The organism is Pseudoalteromonas sp. SG43-7, assembly GCF_014164295.1.
Classification (GTDB): Bacteria; Pseudomonadota; Gammaproteobacteria; order Enterobacterales; family Alteromonadaceae; genus Pseudoalteromonas; species Pseudoalteromonas rhizosphaerae.
In genome coordinates this window covers 21,564-47,984 of sequence record NZ_JACJEY010000016.1, presented here as the reverse complement: position 1 = coordinate 47,984, position 26,421 = coordinate 21,564, and the positions used below count along the sequence as shown (strand labels likewise).

The 26,421-nt window shown below is 40.6% G+C and carries 20 protein-coding genes; 8 read left to right on the top strand and 12 right to left on the bottom strand.

Translation table 11 applies throughout. From position 1 onward, the window contains the following. The first annotated feature begins 102 nt into the window (after positions 1-102). On the top strand, positions 103-363 hold the full coding sequence (locus H5200_RS09585; RefSeq protein WP_145235329.1) for a hypothetical protein: 261 nt from the start codon (positions 103-105) through the stop codon (positions 361-363). A 48-nt stretch (positions 364-411) separates the two neighbouring features. On the opposite strand, the gene H5200_RS09580 is transcribed toward H5200_RS09585, so the two are convergent. The 9 genes from H5200_RS09580 to H5200_RS09540 all read right to left on the bottom strand — a co-directional run bounded on the left by H5200_RS09580 (position 412) and on the right by H5200_RS09540 (position 10,451). Next, a complete protein-coding gene (locus tag H5200_RS09580) occupies positions 412-903 on the bottom strand; it encodes a PaaI family thioesterase (RefSeq protein ID WP_145235331.1) in 492 nt (163 codons plus the stop codon). Positions 904-926: 23 nt separating this feature from the next. Continuing rightward, entirely contained in the window at positions 927-2,174 is a 1,248-nt protein-coding gene (locus H5200_RS09575) for a phenylacetate--CoA ligase family protein (protein WP_182761376.1), read from the bottom strand. A gap of 45 nt (positions 2,175-2,219) precedes the next feature. Next, positions 2,220-3,041: an ABC transporter ATP-binding protein gene (locus H5200_RS09570; protein WP_145235336.1), complete on the bottom strand. Its 822-nt coding sequence runs from the start codon at positions 3,039-3,041 to the stop codon at positions 2,220-2,222. A gap of 82 nt (positions 3,042-3,123) precedes the next feature. Then, positions 3,124-4,374: an ABC transporter substrate-binding protein gene (locus H5200_RS09565; protein WP_182761375.1), complete on the bottom strand. Its 1,251-nt coding sequence runs from the start codon at positions 4,372-4,374 to the stop codon at positions 3,124-3,126. Positions 4,375-4,470: 96 nt separating this feature from the next. Beyond that, complete coding sequence (locus tag H5200_RS09560; protein ID WP_149982122.1) at positions 4,471-5,544, bottom strand: branched-chain amino acid ABC transporter permease; 1,074 nt, start codon at positions 5,542-5,544, stop codon at positions 4,471-4,473. 68 nt (positions 5,545-5,612) lie between these two features. Next, complete coding sequence (locus H5200_RS09555) at positions 5,613-6,506, bottom strand: branched-chain amino acid ABC transporter permease (RefSeq protein ID WP_145235342.1); 894 nt, start codon at positions 6,504-6,506, stop codon at positions 5,613-5,615. Then, the gene (locus tag H5200_RS09550) at positions 6,503-8,464 is read right to left on the bottom strand and encodes a long-chain fatty acid--CoA ligase (RefSeq protein WP_182761374.1); all 1,962 of its coding nucleotides are present in this window, start codon (positions 8,462-8,464) and stop codon (positions 6,503-6,505) included. The genes H5200_RS09555 and H5200_RS09550 overlap by 4 nt, the downstream gene beginning before the upstream one ends. Then, complete coding sequence (locus tag H5200_RS09545; protein WP_182761373.1) at positions 8,464-9,270, bottom strand: ABC transporter ATP-binding protein; 807 nt, start codon at positions 9,268-9,270, stop codon at positions 8,464-8,466. Before H5200_RS09545 ends, H5200_RS09550 begins: the two co-directional genes overlap by 1 nt. A 140-nt stretch (positions 9,271-9,410) precedes the next feature. Beyond that, complete coding sequence (locus H5200_RS09540; protein WP_145235348.1) at positions 9,411-10,451, bottom strand: DcaP family trimeric outer membrane transporter; 1,041 nt, start codon at positions 10,449-10,451, stop codon at positions 9,411-9,413. Positions 10,452-10,632: 181 nt separating this feature from the next. Here H5200_RS09540 and H5200_RS09535 point away from each other — a divergent pair, with 181 nt between their 5' ends. After that, on the top strand, positions 10,633-14,172 hold the full coding sequence (locus H5200_RS09535) for a PAS-domain containing protein (protein WP_182761372.1): 3,540 nt from the start codon (positions 10,633-10,635) through the stop codon (positions 14,170-14,172). Here H5200_RS09535 and H5200_RS09530 read toward each other — a convergent pair. Continuing rightward, positions 14,169-14,831, bottom strand: coding sequence for a response regulator transcription factor (locus H5200_RS09530; RefSeq protein ID WP_145235355.1), 663 nt, complete (start codon positions 14,829-14,831; stop codon positions 14,169-14,171). The two genes, H5200_RS09535 and H5200_RS09530, sit on opposite strands and share 4 nt — an antisense overlap. 415 nt (positions 14,832-15,246) lie before the next feature. Between H5200_RS09530 and epd the strand changes: the two genes are divergently transcribed. From epd to H5200_RS09500, 6 genes are all read left to right on the top strand, one after another. Beyond that, the gene (gene epd, locus H5200_RS09525) at positions 15,247-16,263 is read left to right on the top strand and encodes an erythrose-4-phosphate dehydrogenase (protein ID WP_145235357.1); all 1,017 of its coding nucleotides are present in this window, start codon (positions 15,247-15,249) and stop codon (positions 16,261-16,263) included. A 69-nt stretch (positions 16,264-16,332) separates the two neighbouring features. Further along, the gene (locus H5200_RS09520) at positions 16,333-17,508 is read left to right on the top strand and encodes a phosphoglycerate kinase (protein WP_145235359.1); all 1,176 of its coding nucleotides are present in this window, start codon (positions 16,333-16,335) and stop codon (positions 17,506-17,508) included. 230 nt (positions 17,509-17,738) lie between these two features. After that, on the top strand, positions 17,739-18,803 hold the full coding sequence (gene fba / locus H5200_RS09515) for a class II fructose-bisphosphate aldolase (protein WP_145235361.1): 1,065 nt from the start codon (positions 17,739-17,741) through the stop codon (positions 18,801-18,803). A 625-nt stretch (positions 18,804-19,428) separates the two neighbouring features. Further along, a complete protein-coding gene (phoB, locus tag H5200_RS09510) occupies positions 19,429-20,118 on the top strand; it encodes a phosphate regulon transcriptional regulator PhoB (RefSeq protein WP_145235364.1) in 690 nt (229 codons plus the stop codon). A gap of 71 nt (positions 20,119-20,189) precedes the next feature. Beyond that, positions 20,190-21,497, top strand: coding sequence for a phosphate regulon sensor histidine kinase PhoR (gene phoR, locus H5200_RS09505; protein ID WP_149982118.1), 1,308 nt, complete (start codon positions 20,190-20,192; stop codon positions 21,495-21,497). 111 nt (positions 21,498-21,608) lie between these two features. Continuing rightward, entirely contained in the window at positions 21,609-22,577 is a 969-nt protein-coding gene (locus tag H5200_RS09500; RefSeq protein WP_145235368.1) for a PstS family phosphate ABC transporter substrate-binding protein, read from the top strand. Positions 22,578-22,654: 77 nt separating this feature from the next. Here H5200_RS09500 and mdoH read toward each other — a convergent pair whose 3' ends face one another. Beyond that, positions 22,655-24,616, bottom strand: coding sequence for a glucans biosynthesis glucosyltransferase MdoH (gene mdoH / locus H5200_RS09495; protein ID WP_182761371.1), 1,962 nt, complete (start codon positions 24,614-24,616; stop codon positions 22,655-22,657). Further along, a complete protein-coding gene (locus H5200_RS09490; RefSeq protein WP_259399195.1) occupies positions 24,588-26,252 on the bottom strand; it encodes a glucan biosynthesis protein in 1,665 nt (554 codons plus the stop codon). The genes mdoH and H5200_RS09490 overlap by 29 nt, the downstream gene beginning before the upstream one ends. Between the last annotated feature and the right edge of the window lie 169 nt (positions 26,253-26,421).

Below are 26,421 nucleotides of genomic sequence, written 5' to 3'. Positions count from 1 at the left end.
TTAATTTTTATTCTTAAAAACAGGCTTTTATCGTAATCTTTTTAGGTACTTTATTTGCTATTGTAGAGCACTAACATTTACTTTCTCGTTTGGTTTTTATCTATGAAAAATAATTTACTGCCATCTTTAGCTGGCGTTTTAGTGAGCTTGTTCGCCGTATGGTGGTTACATGGGTTTTTATTGGTTGACCGCTGTTTAGATAGTGGTGGGGCTATTAATCATAAAACAAACTTATGCGTGGGCGCAAACGAGCAAATAATAGAACTTGCTACACCGTCAGGTATGTTAGTTATTTATGGTGTGGTGATTATGGCTTTGTCGCTATCAGTCAGTGTACTGCTGAAAAAGCTAGGTAAGCGCTAAGTTTTGAATTGAAGAGCGAACACGGCAGTTCGCTCTTAACTTTGAATGCTAACTGATAAAGCTCGCTGGCATTTTCACAGCAATTACGCTGCCTTTAACACAGATCACGTTGTTCGCTGATAGCGTGATGTCGACAATCACTTTGTTGGGTTTTACTTCAATGAAGCTACCTATTAGCTGCAGCTCTACCCCCATTGGAGTCGGCGCTAAAAAGTTAACATTTAAAGCCCCTGTAACAAAACGAAATGCAGGTTGAGTCCCCATCTCTCGCTCTGCATATCGATAAGCTATAGCAGCGGCACTGCCTGTACCATGGCAGTCAATCAGGGACGCAAGCAGCCCACCATAAACAAAGCCAGGGATTGCTGTATGGCAAGGTTGCGGCGTAAAGTGGGCGATAGTTTTATCGATATTGCCTTGATTTTGCTCATCCTGATACCAATAACTTTTTAATTGGTGACCCTGCTCATTGTTTTTGCCACAGCCATAACAATGGCTGAGCTCATCGGGGTAATAATCTTGAAAGGCTATATTGTTCATTAAAACTCCTAGTTCTAATTGGGTTATCCGATGACTCGTTGATCATCAATCACTTTGCCATCATCAGCTAAGCTGCCTAGCTCGACCAACTCAACACTGCCATTTAATTTTGTGTATTGTTTTAAGTTATCTAGCAATAATCCGGTGAGTTCCAGTTTAGTTAGCTCTGATTGGTCTTGATCGTATTCACACAATAGCTGCATTTTGTCTTGATGATCTTGTAGCTTGACCACTAAGCGCATTTTCTTTATCCCCTTAACACTGAGCCTAATTCGCTCTATTTGTTGAGGATGAACAAACATACCTTTTATTTTCGTGGTTTGATCGGCTCTACCTAACCAACCTTGAATGCGCATGTTAGTGCGACCACACGCACTTTGCCCAGGCTTGATAGCCGATAAGTCACCGGTTGCAAAACGGATTAACGGATAATCAGTATTGAAACTGGTAATAACCACTTCACCAATCTCACCATCTGCGACTGGAGTGAGGCTGCCTGGGCGCACAATTTCGACAATTAAATCTTCAGCGATAATTAACCCATCGTCAGCAATGGTTTCATAGCCAATTAAGCCTACATCGGCACTTGCGTAAGCCTGTAAGGTGTTGATACCTTGTTGTTTAAACGACTCGCGCAGTTCATGAGATAATGCCTCTCCAGTCACCAGTGCTTTTTTGAGGCTGCTAACGTCACGTTTAGTTGCCTGCGCTTTATCCAGTAATATTTTTAAAAAAGAGGGAGTGCCACAATAACCTTGCGGGTGTAAATCTTCTATTACGTCAAGTTGTTGATCTGTTTGCCCTGGGCCTGCGGGTATAACCACACAGCCACACGCACGCGCCCCTGAATCAAGAATAAAACCGCCAGGAGTCAAATGGTATGACAAACAATTTTGTACTAACTCACCTGCTCTAAACCCCGCAGCATGAAAGGCTTGGCCCATTCGCCACCAATCTTGCTGGCAATTTTCAGGGTCATAAATAGGCCCCGGTGATTGAAAAATTCGATTTATATGGCCACTTTTAGATGCGAGACCGCCAAGCGGAGGCTGTTGCTTTTGTATGTCTAAAAGGTCAGATTTTCTGGTGATCGGCAAAGTCGCTAGTTGTGAGCGAGTAGTGATATTCGTGGCATCAATGTTCGCTAATATAGCCTGATAATAGGGGCTGTTATTTTTTGCATAGGTAATAAAGTCAGCTAAACGGGACAATAAATTTTGTTCTCTGGTTTCAGAGTGTTGATGTTCATTGGCATGATAAAAATGGCTCATAATAGCTCCAGTAACATAGAAAAAGTAGAGAGATAGATAGGTTGATTACAACCAGCGTTTGCGACGTTTATATGACTTAAGATCTTTAAAGCTTTTACGTTCTTCGTTACCTCCACCGAGGTAAAACTCTTTTACATCTTCGTTGTTTAAAAGCTGCTCTTGTGTGCCATCTAATACAACTTTCCCTGATTCAATGATGTAACCATAATTAGCCGCTCTCAGTGCATAGTTGGCATTTTGTTCTACCAACAGCATAGTAATACCTTGATCTTGGTTAATCTTTTTTATGATTCCGAACACTTCTTTAACCAATAATGGCGATAACCCCATCGATGGCTCATCGAGGCAAATCATCTTTGGACGTGCCATTAATGCACGGCCAATTGCCAGCATTTGTTGTTCGCCACCTGATAAATATCCAGCTAAGCCTGTGCGTTCTTTTAAGCGAGGGAAATAGTGGTACACCATTTCAATGTCTTGATTTATTTGTGCGTCTTTGCGGGTAAAGGCGCCGAGTTTTAAGTTTTCTAGAGAGGTCATATCTTCGATGATACGACGCCCTTCCATAACCTGAAACAATCCACTGCGCACCACATCTTCGGCATTTTTATTGTCTATTCGTTCGCCCATAAAGGTAATGTCGCCTTTAGTGACTTCGCCATTTTCAGTTTTTAATAAGCCAGAAATGGCTTTTAAGGTGGTTGATTTTCCTGCGCCATTTGGCCCAAGTAGGGTGACTATTTCACCCTCTGGCACATCTAAACTAACACCACGTAAAACTTGGATGACTTCATCGTAAACAACTTCAATATTGTTAACGCTTAGAATTGGTGATGCAGGTTGTATTTTTATAGCTGCTTGTGACATAGCTAACTCCGTGAAAAATTAATAATTTATCAGCGGATGAAAATAACGAGATGCTTCATCCGCTGCTATGTTTAACGAGCTATTAAAAACCTAACCACGCATCACGGCGCTCAATGGTTACCAGTGATAACTCTTCAACGACGACATTGCCTTCGTTATAGTTGCCTTTGTAAATGTAAACTTGGTTAGTGCCACGGTGATCTTGTTCACTCCAGTTGCCCGCAAGGCATACGCCTTCAAGTCCTGCTGGTACCCAATCTTTACGGGCATACATGGCTTTTTTAATATTTTCACCGGTTATTCCGCCGTTATCTTTTGCCCATTCCATAGCCTCTTTCATAAAGAATGTTGAGCACACGCCACGAATGTAATGATGAACACGCTCTTCTTGGCCTGAAGGGTCTGATTGTTTTGAAATCTCCCTAACGAGTTTCATGCCAGGTACTTGATCAGTCCAAAACGGCGTCATAGCTGGAAATACATAATCTTTAATGCCTTCGCCCGCAGCTTGGAATATTTTTTTATCGCCCCCCCATATATTCGACATAAACTGAATATCGGTACCAACGGTGTTACATGATTTAACTAAAGACAATACTGAACCACCTAGATTGCCTATATATCCGTAATTTGAGCCTGAGCTTTTTAAGCTTAAACATTGCGCTTTAAAATCACCTGGTTTCATCGAAATAACAACCGCAGGTTGTACATCAAAGCCTAATTCGGTGGCGTACTCTGCACAGGCTTCTTTCGGTGCATTAGGGAAGGGGTGATTTGCACCAATATGAGTAAACTTAGGTTTGCCTTTGCCCCCCTTTTTTTGCCAGTCCTCAGCTGCCCACTGGACTAAACCGCGGCACGCATCTGAATAGGATGCGCCGTAAAAAAAGTTATAAGGAGCTGGTTTCTTTGTATGTGGGTTTTTACCCATAGGATCCGTTAAGTGGCCAGAGTAAGACGCTGAAAATACTGGTAGTTTATCTTTGGCTACAAATGAGATCAGTGCTTCGGTATCAGCGGTGCCCCAGCCTTGCATGGCAACCATGTTTTTACGCGAATGCCACTTTTTATAAGCGGCAATCGCTTGCGGCACTTTGTAAGCGTAATCAATTGTTTCATATTCGAGTTTAGTGCCATTGATGCCACCATTTTCGTTAATGTAAGCTAGGGAATCACGCACGCCGTCAGCGTAATTTTTACCAACAAAAGCTGTCGGGCCACTCATATCAGCTAGATGACCAACAAAGACTGAGTCTTCAGCGAATGTTTGTTGGTTGGTGCACAGCGCGCTTACTATTAATAGAGACGTTAATTTTGCCTTATGATTGTGCATAACTATTTCCTTTTTCTTTTTATGGCTAGATTGCCAATTATTTACGCATTAATGATGCTCATGTGTGTTGTATATGCTTAAGTTAGTGTCTATTGATTAGTACGAGAACGGGTAAAACTTCCAATAGTTTTTAATTTGTGCCCAGCGGTGTGCCATGCCTTGCGGCTCAAAAATAAGGAATAAGATAATCACTAAGCCAATGGCCATTTCTTTGATATAGGCCAGGCCATCAACCACCATTGGAATATTGCCCCAGTCGGTCATTTTCATTAAACCTACGCCGCTTTCGAGTACTTCTGGTAGAAACACCATAAACACCACACCCATTAAGGTGCCTTTAATTGAGCCTAAACCGCCGATGATGATCATGGCTAAGAATTGGATCGACATAAATAAAGTGAACCCTTCAGCAGACACATAGCCTAAGTAATGGGCATATAAGGCACCGCCAATACCGGCATAAAAAGACGATATACCAAAAGAGAGTAAGCGATATTTATTGAGCTTGATACCCATGATCTCAGCTGATAGATAATGGTCACGTACTGCAACAAAGGCGCGACCATCACGACTGCGCATCAGATTACAGCCCCAAATATACATAATAACTAAGGCTGCTAAGGCGATATAAAAGAAACTTTCATCGCTATTAAAAACAAAGCCAAATATACTAATTGGGTCGGCAGATGAGCCAGCAGAACCACCAGAAAACCAGTCAGCACGGGCAAAGAAGTCTTCTAAAATAAACTGCGCAGCCAGTGTGGCTATAGCTAAGTACAAGCCTTTAATTCTTGAGGCCGGTAAACCAAACATCATGCCTACAGCCATTGTTAAAAAACCAGCCAGTGGAATACACAGCAATACAGGAATACCAAAGGAGATATTGAGCCATGCTGATGCAAAAGCACCAAAGCCAAAAAATGCGCCATGACCTAATGAAATTTGTCCGGTGTAACCGACCAAAATATTGAGCCCTAGTGCGGCTATCCCTAAATATGAAATTTGAATAAATAGGGTTAGGTAATATGCATCGACTAAGTATGGCGCTGCACATAATAGGGCAATTGCGAAAATTGCCACATTTTTGATGGTTGTTGTTTCAAAAATTGTATTATCTTGTTTATAACTGGTGCGGAAATCGCCGCAGGGTCTCATGGTTAAACTGGACATAATAAACTCCTAAAATTTACCTTTATCTGCACTTGTTAGGCGCTATTGATGCACCTAAATTGGCTTGATTAAATACGTTCAATATCTTTTGTGCCGAACAAACCGTATGGTTTGAACCAAAGGATGACGAGCAACACGTAAAATGGTGCGATGTCATACATATTGCCAACATGCAGATATTGGCTGTCGAAAAACTCAGCGACATTCTCTAATACACCAATGATCAAACCACCGACAATAGCGCCGATGATAGAATCTAAACCGCCAAGAATAACTGCAGGGAAAACTTTGATGCCAATTAATGACAGTGAATTTGAAACCCCGTTTACCATGCCAATAACAATTCCAGCTGTGGCTGAAACCGTAGCAGCAATACCCCAGCTCATAGCAAAAACTTGTTTTACCGAAATACCTAAGCTTTGTGCAATCTGTTGATCAAAGGCTGTGGCTCGCATTGCTAAACCGTATTTTGAATGTTTAAAGAATAGATAGAAGGCAACCATAATTATTAAGGCGATTACGGTGCTCATTAAGTAAGCGGCTTCAATGTTCAAGCCAAATATTTGGATGCTATTAGTGGTAAATACTTGCGGGTAACTTTGCGCTGAAACACCAAAAATCCATTTCATCAAGGCTTGAAAAAAGATTGATAAGCCAATGGTGATCATGATCACTGAGATAATAGGTTCACCTATCATCGGGCGTAAAACAATCATTTGCAGCAGCACACCAAAGATTGCCATAAAGGCCATTGTCAGTAAAAAGCCCACTACAAAAGGCAGCTCTAAATAAATCAGTACTGCCCAGCATACCCAGGCACCCACTAATAAAAACTCACCTTGGGCAAAGTTTACAATTTGCGTTGATTTGTACACTAATACAAAGCACATCCCAACGACGCCATAGAGTAAGCCGACAATTAAACCATTGACGATTAGTTGAATTAGCAATTCAAAATTCATGAGACTCTCCGTGTTATGTTGATAGTGTTATCAGCAGCCGTGCAGGCTGTTTCGATCAGCGAAGTGACTTTAAGCTGGGTTTGAATACGGGTTTTAGTACCATCTTGAAATACCACCATGGTATCAATATCAACATTTTCCTTGTTGTCATAAATGGATGAAATAATGTCGCCATATTTATCCGCAATAACACTACGGCGAACTTTACGGGTTCGTGTTAATTCGCCATCATCGGCATCAAGTTCTTTGTAAAGTAATAAAAATTTATGGATTTTTTGTGATTCAGGAAGTGACTCATTGACGCGCATTATTTCTTCGCCAATTTTTTCGTACACTTCAGGCAGGGTTGATAAGTTGGTGTAGTTGGTAAACGACAGCCCTTGTTGCTCAGCCCATTTCGCAACAATACTAAAACGAATACAAATGATGGCTGATAGATAAGGCTTTGCTTTACCTAAAATAACGGCTTCGCCAATAAATGAAGAAAACTTAAGTTTGTTTTCTATATATTGAGGAGAATATTGTGCGCCGTCGCTGGTGCAAGCGAGATCTTTGATCCGATCAATCACCACTAAATGGCCAGACGGTTTAAAGTAACCGGCATCACCTGTTTGCATCCAGCCGTCAATCACGTCTTCATCATAGGCTTGTTGATTATTAAGGTAGCCACTAAACATTCCGACTGTTTTAGCAATAACTTCGCCAATACCGGCTTTATCGGGATTAATGACTTTAATTTGTGCATTATCAAACGCGACGCCAACACTGTCGTAGTCAACATCGGCTTCATGATGGATGGTGTAAGCTCCGCACATTTCTGTTTGGCCGTAGAGTTGGCGTAAAGGCACACCAATGGTTTGGAAAAACTTAAAGGTGTCAGGCCCCATCGCAGCTCCGCCGGTGGCAGCCGATTTTAAGAATGAAAAACCGAGTCGATCACGAAGTGCTTTTAGCAGTAGAATTTCAGCTAGCCATGATTTTTTGCCTGTTACTTGGCTTTGCTCAGCCAGCTTCATGGCAAAATTAAATAGCTTTCTTTTAAAAGGTGTTGAATCCATCATACGGGTTTGTACGTCAGCTAAAATGCCTTCCCATACCCGTGGTGCTAATAGTACAAAGCTGGGGCCAATTTCTCGTAGGTCAGCCATGAGTGTTTCTTGTTCTTCAACAAAATTTACAATTTGACGGGCGATCAGTGCTTGGCCAATTGCATAGACTTGCTCCATGATCCAAGGTAAGGGCAATACAGATACATAGTTGTCGCCAGCTTGACGCGGGTCAGCACGTAAATATGAACTACAGTGCTTAATAAAATTGCCACCATTGAGTAGGGCAATTTTGGGTTTTGATGTGGTACCTGAAGTGGTGCAGTAAATAGCAATGTCGTCAGGGGCTGAGGCATCTATCATGGCTTGATAACGATCAGGGTATGCTTGTTCGAGTTCTTGGCCCAGTATGTATAGGGTATTGATATCTATAAGTCGCGAGTCGTTGTATTTGCGCATACCTCTTGGGTCGCAATAAACAATGAATTTTACTTGCTCTATGCCATCACCTAAATCAAGTAATTTATCGCATTGCTCTTCGTTTTCAGCAATCACAACGGTTGCGCCACTGCTAGCGAGTAAATAGATTACTTCGTCATGCATTGAATCTTGATAAATACCTAATGAATGGCAACGTAAAGCGTGAGCAGCAATTTCGCCCCATATCCATTCTGGGCGGTTATCACCAAGTAAGGCAATGGTATCATCTGTATTCACGCCTTTGTTACTCAACGCGAGCGACAACCACTTTACTTTATTGTTATATTCGGCCCAGCTGAACTCGTTCCAAATACCAAACTCTTTTTCTCGCATCGCCACCATATCAGGCCAATGCGTGGCATTGTGTTGTAGAATTTTGGGGAAGGTATTCAGTTCACCCATCTCAAAATCTTGATTGATTTGGCTAGTCATTAACTTACCTCCTCTAAGGTGGCTGGCTCTGCGTCGTCTTCAAGACCAAGGTAGGCACGTTTAACATAGGGGTCAGCCATGACTTCGTGTGGTAAACCAGAAATTAATTTTTTACCAAAATCCAGCACCATAACTTCATGAGAAATATCCATTACAACTCCCATATCATGTTCAATCATAACGACCGTAATACCGAATTCTTCATTTAAATCGAGGATGTATCTGGCCATGTCTTCTTTTTCTTCCAGATTCATTCCAGCCATTGGTTCGTCAAGTAAAATCAGTTTTGGGTTTAGAGCCATTGCACGAGCTAATTCAACGCGTTTACGAAGCCCGTAAGACAAGGTGCCAGCGATGGATTTTCTGATATGAGAGATCTCAAGGAAGTCGATCACTTCTTCTACTTTTCTTCGGTGAGCGAGTTCTTCTTTTTGCGTCCCAGAAGCCCAATATAACGGCCCTGTTAACCAATTGTTTTTTAATAAGTGATGGCGACCAACCATAATATTATCGAGCACTGACATATGGCCAAATAAGGCTAAGTTTTGAAAAGTACGGCCCATACCTAAGTCTGCGCGGTCATTGGGTTTTAAGTGGGTAACATCTTGATCTGCAAAGGTGATTTTTCCACTGTTAGGTTGATAGCGGCCAGAAATGCAATTGAGCATTGATGTTTTACCAGCCCCATTTGGGCCAATAATTGAAAATACAGAGCCTTTAGTCACCGAAAAACTAACATCTGTTAAGGCTTTAACACCACCAAAGGCTAGCGATATTTGCTCTATATTGAGTATCGATGTTGTCATACTCATACTCCTAAATTTAACTGAGAATAAAAATGAATAACGAATGCGTTGAAAAATAAGAGGGGGTGAACCCTCTTTAAAATGTATTAACGGTTGGGGTCGTTATTACACACAACAAACATTAGAAAGTGTTCTGTCAGCTAGAGGATGTATCTCATTGTGGCTTGTAGGTAATTTGAATCTTTATCTAACTCATCAATTGAAAAGTTACCGACTTCAATACCCACTTCGAGTTCTTTAGTTAAGTTTTGAAAGAGGTTTATACCCCATTGCGTACGCTCACGATTGGATACATCTCCATCAACTTTGCCGTACAGCACGCTTGAACGCAGTGAATCATTCCAAAAATGACGATAGGCAACTAATACAGAGGTAATATCTTCAACTTCTTCACCATAGAGATCTTTAACAGCCGCAGCCCCTACATAGCGGCCTAAATCACCTTTATGAATTTGTAGGCGTAAGTCATCTTTTCCTGTTGTTTTAATTCGTGCCGCAACAGATGCGCCAAAGGCGCTTTCAGTGTTACCTGATAAGGTATGTAATTGCCGTGCTAAGCCAGAAATAGAGACATTGCCCCAATCACCTTTGATGTTATAGCGTGCGATTAAATCAGGAATATTATCGTTTGCGGTATCGCCCCCCCAGCTCTCAGGATTTTCAATGGATACTTGGAAGTTGCCCATGTTATAACGTACTTGTCCTTGACGAATAAATACTAGACCTGTTGTTGCGCCAGCAAAATCGGCAGTTTCAGGAATTGCGCTAGTATTCATAAAGGTTGACCAAGTTTGGCCAACAGTGAGATCTTTGTAGTTTATAAAAGCATGTCGGATGCGCGGGTTAGCTGAGTTAGAGACAATTTCATTACCGCCGCCGCCCCAAAAATCCATTTCGATGAAGCCTGTTATCTCGCCGTGTTGGTATTTAGTATTGAAACGGGTTTCGTTAGCAAAGATACGAAACTGGGATGCGTCTTCTTCTAAAGCAATGCCATCACCAATCCAGTAATCACGATAGGCAATGTCACCGTCAACGTATCGTGCATCAATTTTAATGTAGCCACCGAAGGTTAATTTATCGTTTTCAGTTATGTTGATCTCGTAGCCTGCCAGTGCGGATGTACTGGCAGTAAGAAAAGCAGATGTAAGCAGTAATTTTTTATATTGTGTGTTGAACATCGACCAAATTCCTTTGTTATTATGTGTGATTCATACTAGGTGAGTCGAAAAAATCAACAATTGTAAATAAGGGCTAGTACCTTGCGCTTAGTCCTTTAGTCCAATGTTATATGCTGTGTTTTACGGGCAAAGTAAGCATTGAAAATAATAATAAATACAATTTGATACAAAGAAGAGCGCGATGTTTTCTAATTGGTTGTTGGTTAGTGTAAGTATTGGTTACATTAGTTTGTTATTTCTAATTGCCCACCTTGGGGGCAAGTATCGACATAAGCTAGTTGCCAAACAGCATGCTATTATTTATGCCTTATCATTAGGGGTTTACTGTACGTCTTGGGGGTTTCTAGGTACTTCAGCGCAGGCGGCAAATAGCTCTTTTTCTTATATTTCGGTTTATTTAGCCCCTATTTTATTATTTATATTTGCTTGGCCTTTTATTCAGCGGATCATAAAAACCTGCCTCAAACTCAAAAGTACTTCCATTGCTGATTTACTTTCGGCTCGGTTTGGTAAATCACAAAGCTTAGCCTTGTTGGTAACGTTAGTGGCCATGATTGGCACCTTGCCTTATATTGCTTTGCAGCTTAAAGCGATTGTTTACTCTTATAAAATTTTACAGCAAAGCCAAGATTTTCCGATTTGGCAATTAGGTTTAATCGTTAGCCTGATTTTAGCTGGATTCACCATTATCTTTGGCATTCGAACTATCGATGTAACAGAGCGTCATCCCGGCGTCATGATAGCGATTGCCTTTGAATCGTTAGTTAAACTGATCGCTTTTTTACTTGTTGGCTTATTTGTATCATTTGTTATTTATGATTCCCCCGCTGATATTTGGCAAAAGTCACAAGATTACGTGTCCTTATCGCAGCAGTTTGAAAGCTATAACCTAGTAGGTATGGTGGGTTTATTGATCATCGTTATGTCAGCTTTTTTATGTTTACCAAGGCAATTTCAAGTTATGTTTGTTGAAATTAAAGAGCAAAAAACCAGTAATTTAGCACGTTGGTTATTGCCTATTTATATCTTGGTATTCGCATTTTTTGCAGGCCCTATAGGCCTTGCTGGCACATTAAATTATGGACACTCTTTAGACCCTGACGCGTATGTTTTATTTTTGCCCGCTTATAACGGCCAAGAGTGGTTGTCGCTATTTGCATTTTTAGGAGCGGTTTCTGCGGCAAGTTCAATGGTAATTGTATCGACCATTGCTTTGAGTACTATGCTCAGTAATGAAATTGTTTTTCCATTAATTTTTAAACTCGCACCTCGTAAGCACCACGACTTTTTACACTTTCAATCCCGATTATTATTGATCCGAAAAATATTAGTGGTGGTGGTTATTGCACTTAGTTATTGCATGTTACTGGTATCTCCCCCTGATACGCTGGCATCACTTGGGGAGGTTGCGTTTGGCGCGATTGCGCAAATAGGGCCTGCATTGGTTGCTGCTTTTTTTTGGCGAAGAGCAACTCAAAAGGGCGTTTTTTGGGGCATGTTTTGTGGTTTCTCTATTTGGGCACTGTTTAATTTATTACCACAGCTTGGGTTTTATGCACACCCGTTAAGCAATACAAATTGGCCTGCTACAACGGTGGCTACCTTGTTTGGCTTGGCTATTAACCTTATTGTGCTGTTTATTGTTTCACAGCTTACTCGGCAAAATATTCGCGAAGAAATGCAGAGTAAATATTTCTATGAAACCGATAATAAACAAGATTCACATCTGCCTAAACAACCAAAAATAGATCGTCAGGAACTCGAGCTGTTAATTGCTCGCTTTATTGGTCAAGACAAAGCAGCCGAGTGCTTTGCTGAATTTAATCAATCACATAAAATTAAAAAGCATAAAACCTATAATGAGGCTTTATTACTGCATGCAGAGCAGACATTAGCGAGTGTAATGGGCTCGGCATCAGCCAAATTGGTGATTTCTTTTGCTTTGGCTGGTCGTGATATCGCATTTGATCAAGTTGCTAAAATTGTTGAGGATAACTCTACTCAACAACTTGAATTTAGTCGTTCAGTATTGCAAGGAGCGATTGAAAATACCAGTGAAGGGATCTCTGTGATAGATGCTAATTTGAATTTAGTAGCATGGAATAAGCAGTATCTAGATATTTTTAATTACCCTAAAAATTTAATCTATATTGGTTGCCCAATTAGCCAGTTGATCCGCTTCAACCTTAGCAATCAAAATCGCTATATACATAATATTGAGGGGCAGGTTAATAAACGTCTTGAGTACTTAAAAGCCGGTAGTAAGCATAAATCAGAGCGAAAGTTAGCCAATGGTAAGGTGCTGTTAATTGAAGGGAACCCAATACCTGGTGGAGGATTTGTGATGATTTTCTCAGATATTACGGAGTTTCGCCGAGCAGAAAATTATTTAAAAGAAGAAAACACCGATCTTGAAAGTCGTGTTCTTGCGCGCACGACAGAATTAGAACTAGCAAACTTAGAGCTTGAAAAAGCCAATCGAGAACTCGCTGATGCAAGGTTAAAAGCAGATCAGGCTCATTTGAAAAAGAGTCAATATTTAAGAGCCTGTAGTCATGATCTTTTGCAACCATTGTCGGCTGCTCGGTTGTTTTCTTCTGCGGTATGTTTGAGCCCTAGAGTGTCAATACAAGAGCGTGAGCAAATTAAGAAAATTGATAATTCGTTAGAGATAGCAAATAACCTATTACTTGATTTAAATGAAATTGCGCGGATTGAAAGTGGCAATATCACCCCTGTTTTCAATGACATTGCACTGGAGCGGGTATTTAGTATGTTGCATTCGGAGTTTTCTGCCTTGAGTAAAGATTATCAAATTGATTTTCGCTGTCACTCAAGTCAATTATTTATCCGCACAGATCTAACTTTGCTAACGCGGATTGTGCAAAACTTTTTAAGTAATGCATTTCGCTATGCAAATAACGGTAAAGTATTGCTGGGTTGTCGTCGTAAGGGCAATTACTTAAGTATTCAAGTAATTGATAACGGACCTGGCATCCCCGAAGATAAGCAGCAAGAAGTATTTGAACAATTTACACAATTATCGACGCAAATGATTGGCCCTAAAGGCTTGGGGTTGGGTTTAAATATTGCACAAAGCCTGGCTAATATTCTTGAGCATAAGGTTGGCTTGGTATCAGAGCCTGAGCATGGCTGCTTGTTTAGCGTTCAAGTACCGATTGTAAACCGTGTACAGCAAACAAAGCCGACACTTGCCCCTAAGAATATGACTTTGCAAGGAGTTGGGGTGCTATGTATTGATAACGAAAAAGATGTTATTGCAGGTATGACCGAGCTTTTAACAGCCTGGAAATGTCGTGTATTTACCGCGACAACCGCAGCTGAGGCGTCTGCACTTTATAAAACACATGAAGATGAAATTGATATTCTCTTAGTTGATTATCAACTTAGTGCTGAACCAATGTTCCCCGCTAACCCTTTGCATATTGTAACAGTAGACTACTCTGAGCGTCAGGAGCAAAAGCCTCACTCGGAGCATCTTGATGGCTGTAATGGCATTGAATTAATCAAGCGTATTCGAGCAATCAGCCAGTATCCATTACCTGCGATTTTAATCACCGCAACAACTGATGAGTTAGTGCAAGTACAGGCAAAGCAAGCCGATATTGGCTATTTGCGGAAAATCATCAAGCCCGTCGCATTACGGGCGTTGATGAGTGCTTTATTAACTAAACAGCTAGAAAAAAATTATAATAGTTAATGGCGATGAAAAGGTGAAAGTGATGCTTGTGCCAGTTGCTGCTCGTTTAATAAAATCACGGCTTGAGTTCGACTTTTTACCCCAAGTTTTAAGTATATTGTGCTGGCATGGCTTTTGATTGTAGATTCAGACAAGCTAAGTTCGTAGGCGATTTGTTTATTTAACAAACCATCGGCAAACATGTGTAATATTTTATGCTGTTGGGGCGTTAATGTTGCTAACTTTTCTGCTTGCTGTTGCTCTGGCGTATTTTTATTGTGATCATCGGTGGGTGTCCATAGTTTGCCTTGTAGCACATCTTCTATTGCTTTTATCATCTCAGGGACGGGAGTTGATTTAGGTATAAAGCCTGCAGCACCCAGGCTCATCGCTTTGCGTATGGTATCAGGTTCTTCAAAACCTGATACTACAATCACCCCTATTTCAGGATACAGCTCACGTATATTACTCAGCGTATTAAAACCCTGTGCACCCGGAATATCAAGATCGAGCAAGATCAGATCAACATCTGTGGTGTTTGCTAATTTGTGCTCTAATTCGGGAATTGTTTCGGCTTCAAGTAGGCAAGCATTATTAAAGCTCGATTCCAGCATAAGTAATAGTGCTTGTCGAAACAGCGGGTGATCATCTGCAATTAAGATTTTTGTGTGTGTTGTCATTTTATTTCTAACCTAATGTTTAGATTAATGATCTTTTAGTTTCATCAATTGTTTTTTGATTGAATAGTGTTCGTTGTCTTGAATAAAGTAACGCTATTATAAAATAATTCAATAATAATAAACCTAAATAGCACAAATTGACTAAAATTCACTCGTGAAAATGAACCTATAAGCGCTGTTTTATTCTATGTTATGAGTAGATATCAGGAAGAAAGGAGAGGGAGTAAACATTTATTTAATCTTGCCTTTTATATTCAGATTAAAGGTCGATTACCAAAATTGCAGCATCAAAAGCAGGCTTAACACATTTATTTAACTTTCCCTCTTATAATCAAGACAAAGGTCGATTACAATACGCGCATCTAAAAGGCAGGTTGCCTTTATCTGCAAGCAACTAGAGTGGATTTTCTTCTTCATGGCAATCAAACTTGCAATCAATGGTTTTGGTCGAATTGGTCGAAATATTGTTCGCGCTCTTTATGAATCGGGCTTAAGCGACGAGATCAAAATTGTTGCGATTAATGAACTTGCTGATCCACAAGGGATCGCTCATCTTCTTAAATATGATACGTCTCATGGCCGTTTTGCGTTTCCAGTTACTTTAGGTGAAGACACCTTATCGGTAGCGGGCGATACAATTGCTTTATTTGCAGAACAAAACCCGCGTGAATTACCTTGGCAGTTACTTGATGTTGATGTGGTTTTAGAATGTACTGGTGTGTATCACTCTCGTGAACATGCGCAATTACATCTTGATGCTGGCGCAAAGAAAGTCTTATTTTCTCAGCCCGCAGATGCGGATGTTGATGCCACGATTGTCTATGGTATCAATGATGATGAACTACTCGCTGAGCATACGATTGTCTCTAATGGATCGTGTACCACAAACTGTATAGTACCGGTGATTAAAGTACTTGATGATGCCTTTGGTATAGAATCAGGGGCGATTACGACTATTCATGCGTCGATGAATGATCAGCAAGTAATTGATGCTTATCATCATGATTTACGTCGTACCCGCGCTGCGAGTCAGTCGATTATTCCCGTTGATACTAAATTAGCTCGCGGTATTGAGCGTATTTTACCTAAGTTCCATGGCCGCTTTGAAGCTATTTCGGTGCGAGTACCTACTATCAATGTTACTGCGATGGATTTGAGTGTGACTGTCAACGCAGATGTTGATTTAAAAGCGGTAAATAAGGTATTAAAAGCAGCAGCGAGAGACCGCCTAGAAGGTATTTTAAGTTATACCGAAGAGCCATTGGTCTCGGTTGATTTTAATCATGACCCACATTCTTGTATTATAGATGGCACACAGACACGAGTCAGTCATAAACGACTGATAAAGTTGTTAGTGTGGTGTGATAATGAGTGGGGGTTTGCTAATAGAATGCTCGATACAGCACGAGTAATGATGGCAGCAAGTAATTAATATAAAAGTTCAAACCTAAAAATAAAACCTATATATTTCAAGTCAGTATCGTTAACTAAGGAGAAGTCCATGTCGGTCATAAATATGGCGGATTTAGATTTAAACGGCAAACGCGTGTTAATTCGTGAAGATTTAAATGTACCAGTAAAAGCAGGTAAAGTGACCTCAGATGCACGTATTCGTGCTGCATTACCGAGTATTAAATTAGCCCTTGAAAAAGGCGCTAAAGTAATGGTTATGTCACACCTAGGCCGCCCTACGGAAGGGGAATATGATGAAGCGTTTTCTTTAGCGCCAGTTGTTGATTACCTTAATGAAGCACTTGAACAAAATGTACGTCTTGAAAAAGATTACTTAAATGGCGTTGAAATTGCTGATAATGAAGTGGTCGTTTTTGAAAACGTACGCTTTAATGTTGGCGAAAGCAAAGATGACGAAGCGTTATCTAAAAAGCTTGCTGCATTATGTGATGTGTATGTAATGGATGCATTTGGTACCGCCCATCGTGCTCAAGCGTCTACCCATGGCGTTGGTTTATTTGCAGATGTTGCTTGTGCAGGCCCACTATTGGCGGCTGAATTAGAGGCATTAGGTAAAGCACTTGATAACCCAGCTCGTCCATTAGTGGCGATTGTGGGCGGCTCTAAAGTATCAACTAAACTAACAGTACTTGATTCACTTTCAACGATTGTTGATCAATTAGTCACTGGTGGCGGTATTGCAAATACCTTTATTGCTGCGGCAGGCTACCCGGTTGGTAAGTCATTATACGAAGCTGACCTAATTGATGAAGCAAATAAGCTAAGTGCGGCTGCTAAAAGTAATAATGGTGAAATACCAGTACCTACTGATGTGGTTGTTGGCAATGAGTTTTCAGAATCAGCCGTTGCAACATTAAAAGATGTTAGCGAAGTAACAGACACAGATATGATTTTTGATATTGGCCCAGATACAGCGAGCAAACTTGCAAAAATTATTGCTAATGCAGGTACTGTTGTATGGAATGGTCCGGTAGGTGTATTTGAATTTGACCAGTTTGGTAATGGCACCCGTGCTATTGCTCAAGCAATCGCTAATTCAAATGCGTTCTCAATAGCTGGTGGCGGTGATACGTTAGCAGCGATTGATAAATACGGCATTGCCGATAAAATTTCGTATATTTCAACTGGCGGTGGTGCTTTCCTTGAGTTTTTAGAAGGGAAAAAATTACCAGCAGTTGCTATGCTTGAACAACGCGCTAAGTAATTAGCGTTTACTCAATGTAGTTAGCAATCGTTAGTTTAGGCTGCTAACTACACTGAGTGTGATCAGATATTAAATACCTCTCACCCTTATTTAATAGCTGGTTTTGTATAACGGTAGATTTGGCAAGAGCCAATACTATCGAGGTGCAGTGATTGCACCGAACTCAACTATTCCGTTCGAACTAGGTAGTTTTGCGCGTGCGCAGCTATCGACAATTTGGAGAATACCAAATGGCTTTAATCAGTATGCGACAACTTCTTGATCATGCAGCTGAACATGGTTATGGCGTACCAGCATTTAACGTTAATAACCAAGAGCAGATCCGCGCTATTATGATGGCGGCTGACAAAACTAACAGCCCAGTAATTGTACAAGGTTCAGCTGGCGCTCGTGCCTATGCTGGTGCCCCATTTATACGTCATATGATTTTAGCTGCGATTGAAGAGTGGCCACATATTCCAGTGGTAATGCATCAAGATCACGGTACCTCACCTGGCGTTTGCCAACGTTCAATTCAATTAGGTTTTTCATCAGTGATGATGGATGGCTCGTTAATGAGCGATGGTAAAACACCATCATCATATGAGTATAACGTTGATGTAACGCGTAAAACTGTTGAACTTGCACACTCTTGTGGTGTGTCTGTTGAAGGCGAGTTAGGTGTGCTAGGCTCACTTGAAACTGGCGAAGCTGGCGAAGAAGATGGCGTTGGTGCTGAAGGTAAACTAACCACAGATCAAATGTTAACCGATCCAGAAGAAGCGGCCGATTTTGTAAGTAAAACCCATGTTGATGCCTTAGCGATTGCGTGTGGTACTTCACACGGCGCGTATAAATTTACACGTCCGCCAACGGATGATATTTTGGCGATTGATCGTATTAAAGCGATCCACGCACGTATTCCTAACACTCACTTAGTTATGCACGGTTCGTCATCAGTGCCGCAAGAATGGCTTGAAATCATCAACCAATATGGTGGTGAGATCCCAGAAACCTATGGTGTGCCAGTTGAGCAGATCGTTGAGGGAATTAAGTTTGGTGTGCGTAAAGTAAATATCGATACAGACTTACGATTAGCATCTACAGGGGCTATTCGTCGCCATCTTGCGCTTAATCCAGCAAACTTTGATCCACGTAAGTATTTAGCTGAAGCGACAAAAGCAATGACAGAGATCTGTGTTGCACGTTATGAGTCATTTGGTACAGCGGGTCAAGCAGGTAAGATCAAACCAATCTCACTTGATGAGATGCACCTTAAATATTTAACGGGTGAATTAGATCCGAAAATTAAATAATTTAATTTATTAAGTTATAAAACAGCCAGTAGTGTTAAAGCTACTGGCTTTTTTATGCCTGATCGTAAAAGATCATTATTTTACCAAGCAGGGGCTTTGGGATCATTACTTTACTAACTGTGCTTTGTTGAGATCAGATTTTTACTAAGGATCAGCTTGATTGGCAGAGGTTTTGTTATAAAAATAGCCATTTCAAAGCTTTGTTGTATAAATGATCAACAACTTATGGCTTTGGCTAGGTAAAACACTGATCCCAGATCTAACTCGGTTGGTAAACGAATGATCCCTGAAATGAAACTTGGTAGGATTTTGATCTCTGTTAATGATCACCGATGTTAATAGGCGTTTTAATTGAGTTAGAGTGTGAAGATGCTTTCGTGGCTTACATCGTGATACTGTATAGTTGATTATTGAAAGGGGAATTTAATACAAAGTAGTAATGTAGCAATTATAAAGTATGATTTTTAAATGTGAAATTTGATAATGTATGCTAATTTTGTACCTTAAAAGGGTTTATTTTGCATTTTTTACCCCGCATTTCGATTTACACGTTACACTTTCATAAAAATGTCATACTTAGTCATAATAATGAAAACTAGTTCGATAACGAAAGAGATAAATTGGAATGTCACGTAAAGTACTTGTCGTCGATGACGAAGCACCGATCAGAGAGATGCTGGTTTTTGTATTAGAGCAAAATGGTTTTCAAGCGATTGAAGCGGAAGATTACGATTCAGCCATTGCAGCGATGGTAGAGCCTTATCCAGATATGGTGTTATTAGATTGGATGCTACCAGGTGGTAGTGGAATTCAAATTGCTAAAAAGTTTAAGCAAAGTGAATATACTCGCCAAATTCCTATTATTATGCTGACTGCTCGCGGCGAAGAAGAAGATAAAGTTCGCGGTCTTGAAGTCGGTGCTGATGATTATGTTACTAAACCATTTTCACCAAAAGAATTAATGGCGCGTATTAAAGCCGTTATTCGTCGTGTGTCGCCTACTTCATTGGAAGAAGCGATTGATGTACATGGTTTACGTCTTGATCCTATTTCACACCGTGTTACCTCTGAAGGTAGCGAGTTGGATATGGGACCGACAGAATTTCGCTTATTGCATTTCTTTATGACTCACCCTGAACGTGTTTATAGCCGTGAACAGCTACTAGATAACGTATGGGGGACTAATGTCTATGTTGAAGATAGAACCGTAGACGTGCATATTCGTCGCTTACGCAAAGCGATTGCACCGCTTGGTCATGACCGTTTAGTACAAACTGTACGTGGTGCAGGCTATCGTTTTTCCAGTAAATTATAAGTGTCATGGAGATGACCAAGCCAATAATTAATTTTGGCTTAAATTTACTTACTCTAAGGTAAAGTGAGTGTATGTATCGAGTTGTTAATAAGCAGGCGTTAGCAAAGCGTCTGTTTATCTATTTCCTACCTTTATTATTAATTGGCGTGCTTATTGGTGCGCCATTTTTGCTTTTATTTTTAGGATCTTTTTCACTGCTTGTTTGGCATTATCATCAACTCTATCGGCTCAGTGATTGGCTATTGAATCAACGTAGTTTTAATCCACCTGAAGGCGAGGGGGCATGGGAGCAAGTATTTGAAGGGATCTACCATTTACAACATCGCAACCGTAAAAAACGTAATGAATTAGCTGATTTGATCCGTCGTTTTCGCGATGGCGCAGAAGCAGTGCCTGATGCGGTTATTGTTCTACAACGTGATTTAAGTATTGTTTGGTGTAATCAACTAGCTTTAAAAGTGCTTGGATTACAGTGGCCAGCGGATCATGGTCAACGGCTTGACAACCTTATTCGCGATCCTAAATTTGCGAAATACATGCAAACGGAATTGTTTGATGAAGCATTAGAACTTGAAAGTGGTCACAGTGTTGAGCAAGTTTTAGAGTTTCGGGTAATGCCATATGCCAGCTCACAATTAATGGTTGTTGTGCGTGATGTCACGCGACTGAAGCAACTTGAGCAAATGCGCAAAGACTTTGTTGCCAATGTATCTCATGAGCTACGTACGCCATTAACCGTTGTTACTGGTTACTTAGAAATGTTTGATGGCGATATGGTGCCACCACCGGCAATGTGGAATAAGGCACAAGGTACTATGCTTGAACAGTGTAAACGCATGGATAGCTTGGTAAATCAGCTATTATCGTTATCACGTATTGAAGGCGCTCGACGTCAAGATAATGATAAAGCGATCAATGTACCGCAGTTACTTAGCTATATTAGGACTGAAGCACAATCATTGAATCAAGACAAAGGGCATGAGTTGATATTTGATATTGATGCTAACGTCGATATAAAAGGCGCTGAAGAGGAGCTGCGCAGTGCCTTCTCTAATTTAGTGTTTAATGCCATTCATTACACCAAGGCGGGCGGTAAAATAACCGTAAGCTGGCAGCTAAAAGATAATCAAGCGTACTTTTCAGTGGTTGATAATGGCGATGGTATTGCACCAGAGCATATTAATCGTTTAACTGAGCGTTTTTATCGGGTTGATAAAGCACGTAGTCGTACAACCGGTGGCTCAGGGCTGGGTTTAGCCATCACCAAACATGTATTAACTCGTCACGATAGCCAATTGATAATTAAAAGTAAATTAGGTGAAGGATCATGTTTTTCGTTTGCTTTTAGTCGTGAAAAAACAGTGCTATTAAATAATTGAGCCAAAAAGCCAAAGTCATAAAAGTGTCATTTTAGAGTAATCTAACTGTCATCTATTCTCTTTAGAGTAGACGACAGTTAAGAAATGGACGAACAAAATCGGAGCAACCTAATGAGATTTAAAAACCTAGTAGCCGCAATGGGTGTGGCAGTAACAACATTTGTATCTGCACAAGCAATGGCAGTAGATACAGTTATTCCTGAGTATCAAAAAACCAGTGGTATTTCAGGTAATTTTTCATCTGTGGGCTCTGATACTTTAGCCAACATGATGACCTTTTGGGCTGAAGAATATAAACGTATTTACCCAAATGTGAACATCCAAATTCAAGCGGCTGGTTCATCTACTGCGCCACCGGCATTGACAGAAGGCACAGCAAACTTTGGCCCGATGAGCCGCAGAATGAAATCAAAAGAAATCGAAGCGTTTGAAAAACGTTACGGTTATAAACCTACTGAAGTACGTGTAGCGATTGATGCATTGGCAGTATTTGTTCATAAAGACAATCCAATTGAAGGTTTACGTATTGACCAAATCGATGCGATTTTCTCTTCAACTCGTAAATGTGGTGCTGATGCAGATGTGACTCGTTGGAGTGATGTAGGTTTAACGGGGAATTGGGCTGCAAAAGACATTCAGCTTTATGGCCGTAATTCTGTATCTGGTACTTACGGATACTTTAAAAACAAAGCGCTATGTAAAGGTGACTTCCGTAACAACGTGAACGAGCAACCAGGTTCAGCATCGGTAGTGCAATCAATTTCTTCATCAGTGAATGCAATTGGTTACTCAGGTATCGGTTATAAAACATCAGGCGTACGTACTGTACCACTGGCGAAAAAAGGCGATAACTTTGTTGATGCAACACTTGAAAATGTAGCAACAGGTAAATACCCACTGTCGCGCTTTTTATATGTTTATGTGAATAAACACCCGAATAAACCGCTTGCACCTATTGAAGCAGAGTTCTTAAAAATGGTGTTATCACAAGATGGCCAAAAAATTGTAGAGAAAGATGGTTATGTACCACTTTCTGGCAAGATGGCAATGGGCGAACTTAAGAAGCTAGGTCTTCTTTAAACTTAACGCCAACTATGAGTTAATAAAAAACCGCGCAATGTAAATTGCGCGGTTTTTTTATATCAACTAGGTTCAGGTTAGTTAAACAGCTTCTTTTTGAGCTGTTGATGGGCATTTAAAACGCGTTTACGTTTACTTAAACCTTGGCGCTTAAAGCTCTGAATTGGCATTACGCTAGGTTGCTCTTGCCCCAATGTAGGGATTGTAAAGTTAGCAACATCATCATTCGGTAATGCTATTTCTTGCTCATGTACACGTAAGGCTGCAAGGGTGTCGTTATTATCAACTTCACTCGGGCAAATAAATATGCCCATTTTACGTAATTTAACCCCTAAGCCTATGCTACTTGAATATCGTACAATTGGGGCTGCTAAGATCAATCCAACTAAGATCGGCGATAACCACCAAAAGAATACAGGCGTAAAGTAATAAGCAATACCGCCCCAAGCTAAGGCGATTAAGGTTGATAGTAATGTGTAACCTATCGCTTCTTGCCACGGAACCATGCGGCCTGATCGAGGCTGGGCGTCCCACGTTACTTTTTTACCTAAAAATACACACACCACAAAGTAGCTATGAAAAACCATCATCAGCGGGGCGATAATAATGGCAAACACGGTTTCAATGATTGAGCCTAAAATTAATTTAAATGAGCCGCCAAATTGTTTATTACGATGGATCAGTGTGACAATAATCCCCATTAATTTCGGTAATAATAACAACACAATTGTGACAAAAAGCAACGAGTTAATTAATTCTGTTTTTGCTATTTGCCAAGTCGGAAATAATTGATACGCCTGATTAAAATAGACATTACTGTTTAGTGCGCGGGTGACCGCATCTATGGTACTTAGCACTAACATTGATAACCAAATTAATGATGAAATATATGCCGTTGCACCTAATAAAAAGTGCAGCTTGCTCATTATTTTTAAACCCGACGCAGGTAACAAACCTAAATGTTGAATGTTGCCTTGCACCCAACGCCTGTCGCGAATAGCGTAATCTAAAATATTACTCGGTACTTCTTCGTAGCTACCTTGTATATCACTGAGTAATAATACATCCCAGCCAGAACGATGCAGCAACGATGCTTCGACAAAGTCATGGCTTAAAATTTCGCCGCCGAAAGGGGCATTACCTTTGAGCACCGGTAAACCGCAGCAATCAATAAACGCTTTAACCCGAATAACGGCATTGTGGCCCCAGTAATTAGCGTGATTAGTCTGCCAAAAAGCTGAACCGGTTGCTAGCATTGGACTATAAAGTACTGACGCAAACTGTAGAAAGCGACCAAAGAAGGTATCTTGCCTAACAGGGATCGGAATCGTTTGAATAAGCCCAGCTTGTGGGTTGTTGATCATGCTGCTGGTGAGCTCAAGCATACACTGACCCGTCATGATACTATCTGCATCAAGTACAATCATGTGCTCGTATTTACTGCCCCAACGCTCGCAAAAGTCAGTTAAGTTACCTACTTTACGGTGTTTGTTATCTTCACGGCGGCGGTAAAAAGTTTGTTTGGCAAAATCACCTAGGCGTTCGGTCAAGGCATGCCACGCTTTTAGCTCATTGTTAGCTATTTCTTTATCTTGTGTATCACTTAATAAGTAGAAATCAAAATGCGCAAATTGGCCTGTTTTTATCAGTGAACGTAAGCTCACTTCAAAACCTGCGATAACTCGCTGCGTATCTTCATTGTAGATAGGCATAACGACAGCAGTTTTGGTTTTACTCAATGCTTGCTCATCAATTTCGATTGCTTTTTGGCGCGTCAGTGTCAGCGGGTCAATTCTAAATAATTGTAAAATAAATCCCATACAGCCACTGCAAAACGCGGTCACAATCCAAGTGAAGGTAATTGAAAACAGCGCAAGTAATGCATACTCAAGCGGGGTCATGCCATTTGAATTTAAAATATCAAACATGATCCACATACCATAAGCTGAGATGGCTAACACTAACAGTGAAAAAAGCCATACACGAGTCTTTTTAAAAGGCATTGTACTGTTACTCGACGTCATTTGGATACCAGACATAACTCCATACCTCGCTAACTTCTTTGTCACGTAGTGTTAATGATAAGCGCATGTCTACAGGCTTACCGCCCTCTGGCGCGACTTTAAAAGCAACACGCCATCCTTCATTATTTGGTAATTGTTGAACTGTTTTATCGCTTATTTCACCTGAATTTAGGGTCAAATTAGCAAGCAATTTTAGTTTAGCTGACAAGTTGTTAATATTGTCACCAGTGAAGTCAACCGTAAATTGGCGATGACTTTTTGGTGGTGGATTTTCTTCACCGGGTAATGCAGCACTGCCAATGCGAGTGCGTAAAACTCGGGCTTTATCTTGGCTTGCAAGCGCCGCGTTAAATGTTGACAATTTATAACTAAAACTAAGTGTTTCACCTGCTTTAAGTGGTTGCTCTGGTACCCAATAGCTAACGATATTGTCATTGGTCTCGGTGTCAGTCGGTATTTCTACTAACTCAACTCGACCATTTCCCCATTGTCCTTGTGGTTCAATCCACAAGCTTGGGCGGGCATGATAATGTGCCTCAGTATCGAGATAGTTATTAAACTCACGGTCGCGCTGTGCTAGTCCAAAACCTTTTGGATTGTCATAACCAAATGACGTTACACTAAGCTGTTTAGGGTTATTTAGCGGACGCCACACCCATTTATTGTCTTGTGATTGCATTAGTAAACCATCAGAGTCATGTACTTCTGGTCGGTAATCATCAAAGAATTTAGTGCTATTTTCGCCGTGGTAAAACATGCTTGTAAGCGGTGCTATACCTAGTTTTTTGATATCTTCTCGGGCGAATATTTGCATTTTAGTTGTTACTTCCGTTGCTGTTGATGGACTGATCTCAAAACGATATGCGCCAGTAACAGAAGGACTATCAAGTAGTGCATATAACACAATGTGAGTGTCTTCAGGTTTTGGCTTAACTAACCAAAACTCTTTAAATACTGGAAACTCTTCACCAGAGCTGAGTGCTGTATCAATCGCCAGGCCGCGTGCTGAAATACCATACACTTGGTCAGGGCCCACTATGCGAAAATATGAAGCGCCTTGAAATACCGCTACCTCATCTTTGTACTCATTATTATTGAGTGGAAAATGTACTCTAAAACCAGCATGCCCTAACTGAGTGGTGCCTAAAGCTGTGGTAATTTCCTGCTCAAGTGGTGCTGCGGTGCCATCATAGCGGTAGTAATCAGTTTTAAATGGTAGATTTTTTACCTTCGCATCAGCATCAACTGTGTTAATCGCGATAGGGTTTTTATAGAGAAAACCTGGATGGAATAACTGTACCTCATATAAACTTTCATCTTTCCAGATCGCATGATCTTGACGAAAACGAATCGCTCGATAGTCCTGATAATTAATATTATTTAACGCATCAACAGCAATTACGGGAGCTGCTACGTAGTCTTTTGCAGCCAGTTGTTTGGCTCTAGCTGTTACCACCGCAAATAATTTTTCAGAAGGGATTGTAAGCAAAGTTGGCTGTGTAGTTGGTACAGCATCAGCAGTACCCGCATCAGATTTTGTTATTGGTTGTTCTGCCGCACTGACATTACATGCACACAAGGCTAATAATGCACTTAATAATGCCCTCTTTTTAAATGATGGATACAGAGCTGCCCGCGTTATCGTTTCCATGAGGTTTTTTCCTTTAGCCGTTATCTGGTTAATTTTAAAATGCTTTAGTTAGTTGAATTCAAGTTTGCAAAAAACGAACCTAAAATAAACTTATATATTTCAATGACTTTATGTTTATTAGTATCGTAGAGGGTGTACTTTCTTTGTGTAAGCTGGAAATAATTACACG

Bases quoted from the DNA above. Each gene is read 5' to 3' on its own strand.
- H5200_RS09585 (WP_145235329.1), top strand. From the start codon at position 103: ATGAAAAATAATTTACTGCCATCTTTAGCTGGCGTTTTAGTGAGCTTG.
- H5200_RS09580 (WP_145235331.1), bottom strand. From the start codon at position 903: ATGAACAATATAGCCTTTCAAGATTATTACCCCGATGAGCTCAGCCAT.
- H5200_RS09575 (WP_182761376.1), bottom strand. From the start codon at position 2,174: ATGAGCCATTTTTATCATGCCAATGAACATCAACACTCTGAAACCAGA.
- H5200_RS09570 (WP_145235336.1), bottom strand. From the start codon at position 3,041: ATGTCACAAGCAGCTATAAAAATACAACCTGCATCACCAATTCTAAGC.
- H5200_RS09565 (WP_182761375.1), bottom strand. From the start codon at position 4,374: ATGCACAATCATAAGGCAAAATTAACGTCTCTATTAATAGTAAGCGCG.
- H5200_RS09560 (WP_149982122.1), bottom strand. From the start codon at position 5,544: ATGTCCAGTTTAACCATGAGACCCTGCGGCGATTTCCGCACCAGTTAT.
- H5200_RS09555 (WP_145235342.1), bottom strand. From the start codon at position 6,506: ATGAATTTTGAATTGCTAATTCAACTAATCGTCAATGGTTTAATTGTC.
- H5200_RS09550 (WP_182761374.1), bottom strand. From the start codon at position 8,464: ATGACTAGCCAAATCAATCAAGATTTTGAGATGGGTGAACTGAATACC.
- H5200_RS09545 (WP_182761373.1), bottom strand. From the start codon at position 9,270: ATGACAACATCGATACTCAATATAGAGCAAATATCGCTAGCCTTTGGT.
- H5200_RS09540 (WP_145235348.1), bottom strand. From the start codon at position 10,451: ATGTTCAACACACAATATAAAAAATTACTGCTTACATCTGCTTTTCTT.
- H5200_RS09535 (WP_182761372.1), top strand. From the start codon at position 10,633: ATGTTTTCTAATTGGTTGTTGGTTAGTGTAAGTATTGGTTACATTAGT.
- H5200_RS09530 (WP_145235355.1), bottom strand. From the start codon at position 14,831: ATGACAACACACACAAAAATCTTAATTGCAGATGATCACCCGCTGTTT.
- epd (WP_145235357.1), top strand. From the start codon at position 15,247: ATGGCAATCAAACTTGCAATCAATGGTTTTGGTCGAATTGGTCGAAAT.
- H5200_RS09520 (WP_145235359.1), top strand. From the start codon at position 16,333: ATGTCGGTCATAAATATGGCGGATTTAGATTTAAACGGCAAACGCGTG.
- fba (WP_145235361.1), top strand. From the start codon at position 17,739: ATGGCTTTAATCAGTATGCGACAACTTCTTGATCATGCAGCTGAACAT.
- phoB (WP_145235364.1), top strand. From the start codon at position 19,429: ATGTCACGTAAAGTACTTGTCGTCGATGACGAAGCACCGATCAGAGAG.
- phoR (WP_149982118.1), top strand. From the start codon at position 20,190: ATGTATCGAGTTGTTAATAAGCAGGCGTTAGCAAAGCGTCTGTTTATC.
- H5200_RS09500 (WP_145235368.1), top strand. From the start codon at position 21,609: ATGAGATTTAAAAACCTAGTAGCCGCAATGGGTGTGGCAGTAACAACA.
- mdoH (WP_182761371.1), bottom strand. From the start codon at position 24,616: ATGTCTGGTATCCAAATGACGTCGAGTAACAGTACAATGCCTTTTAAA.
- H5200_RS09490 (WP_259399195.1), bottom strand. From the start codon at position 26,252: ATGGAAACGATAACGCGGGCAGCTCTGTATCCATCATTTAAAAAGAGG.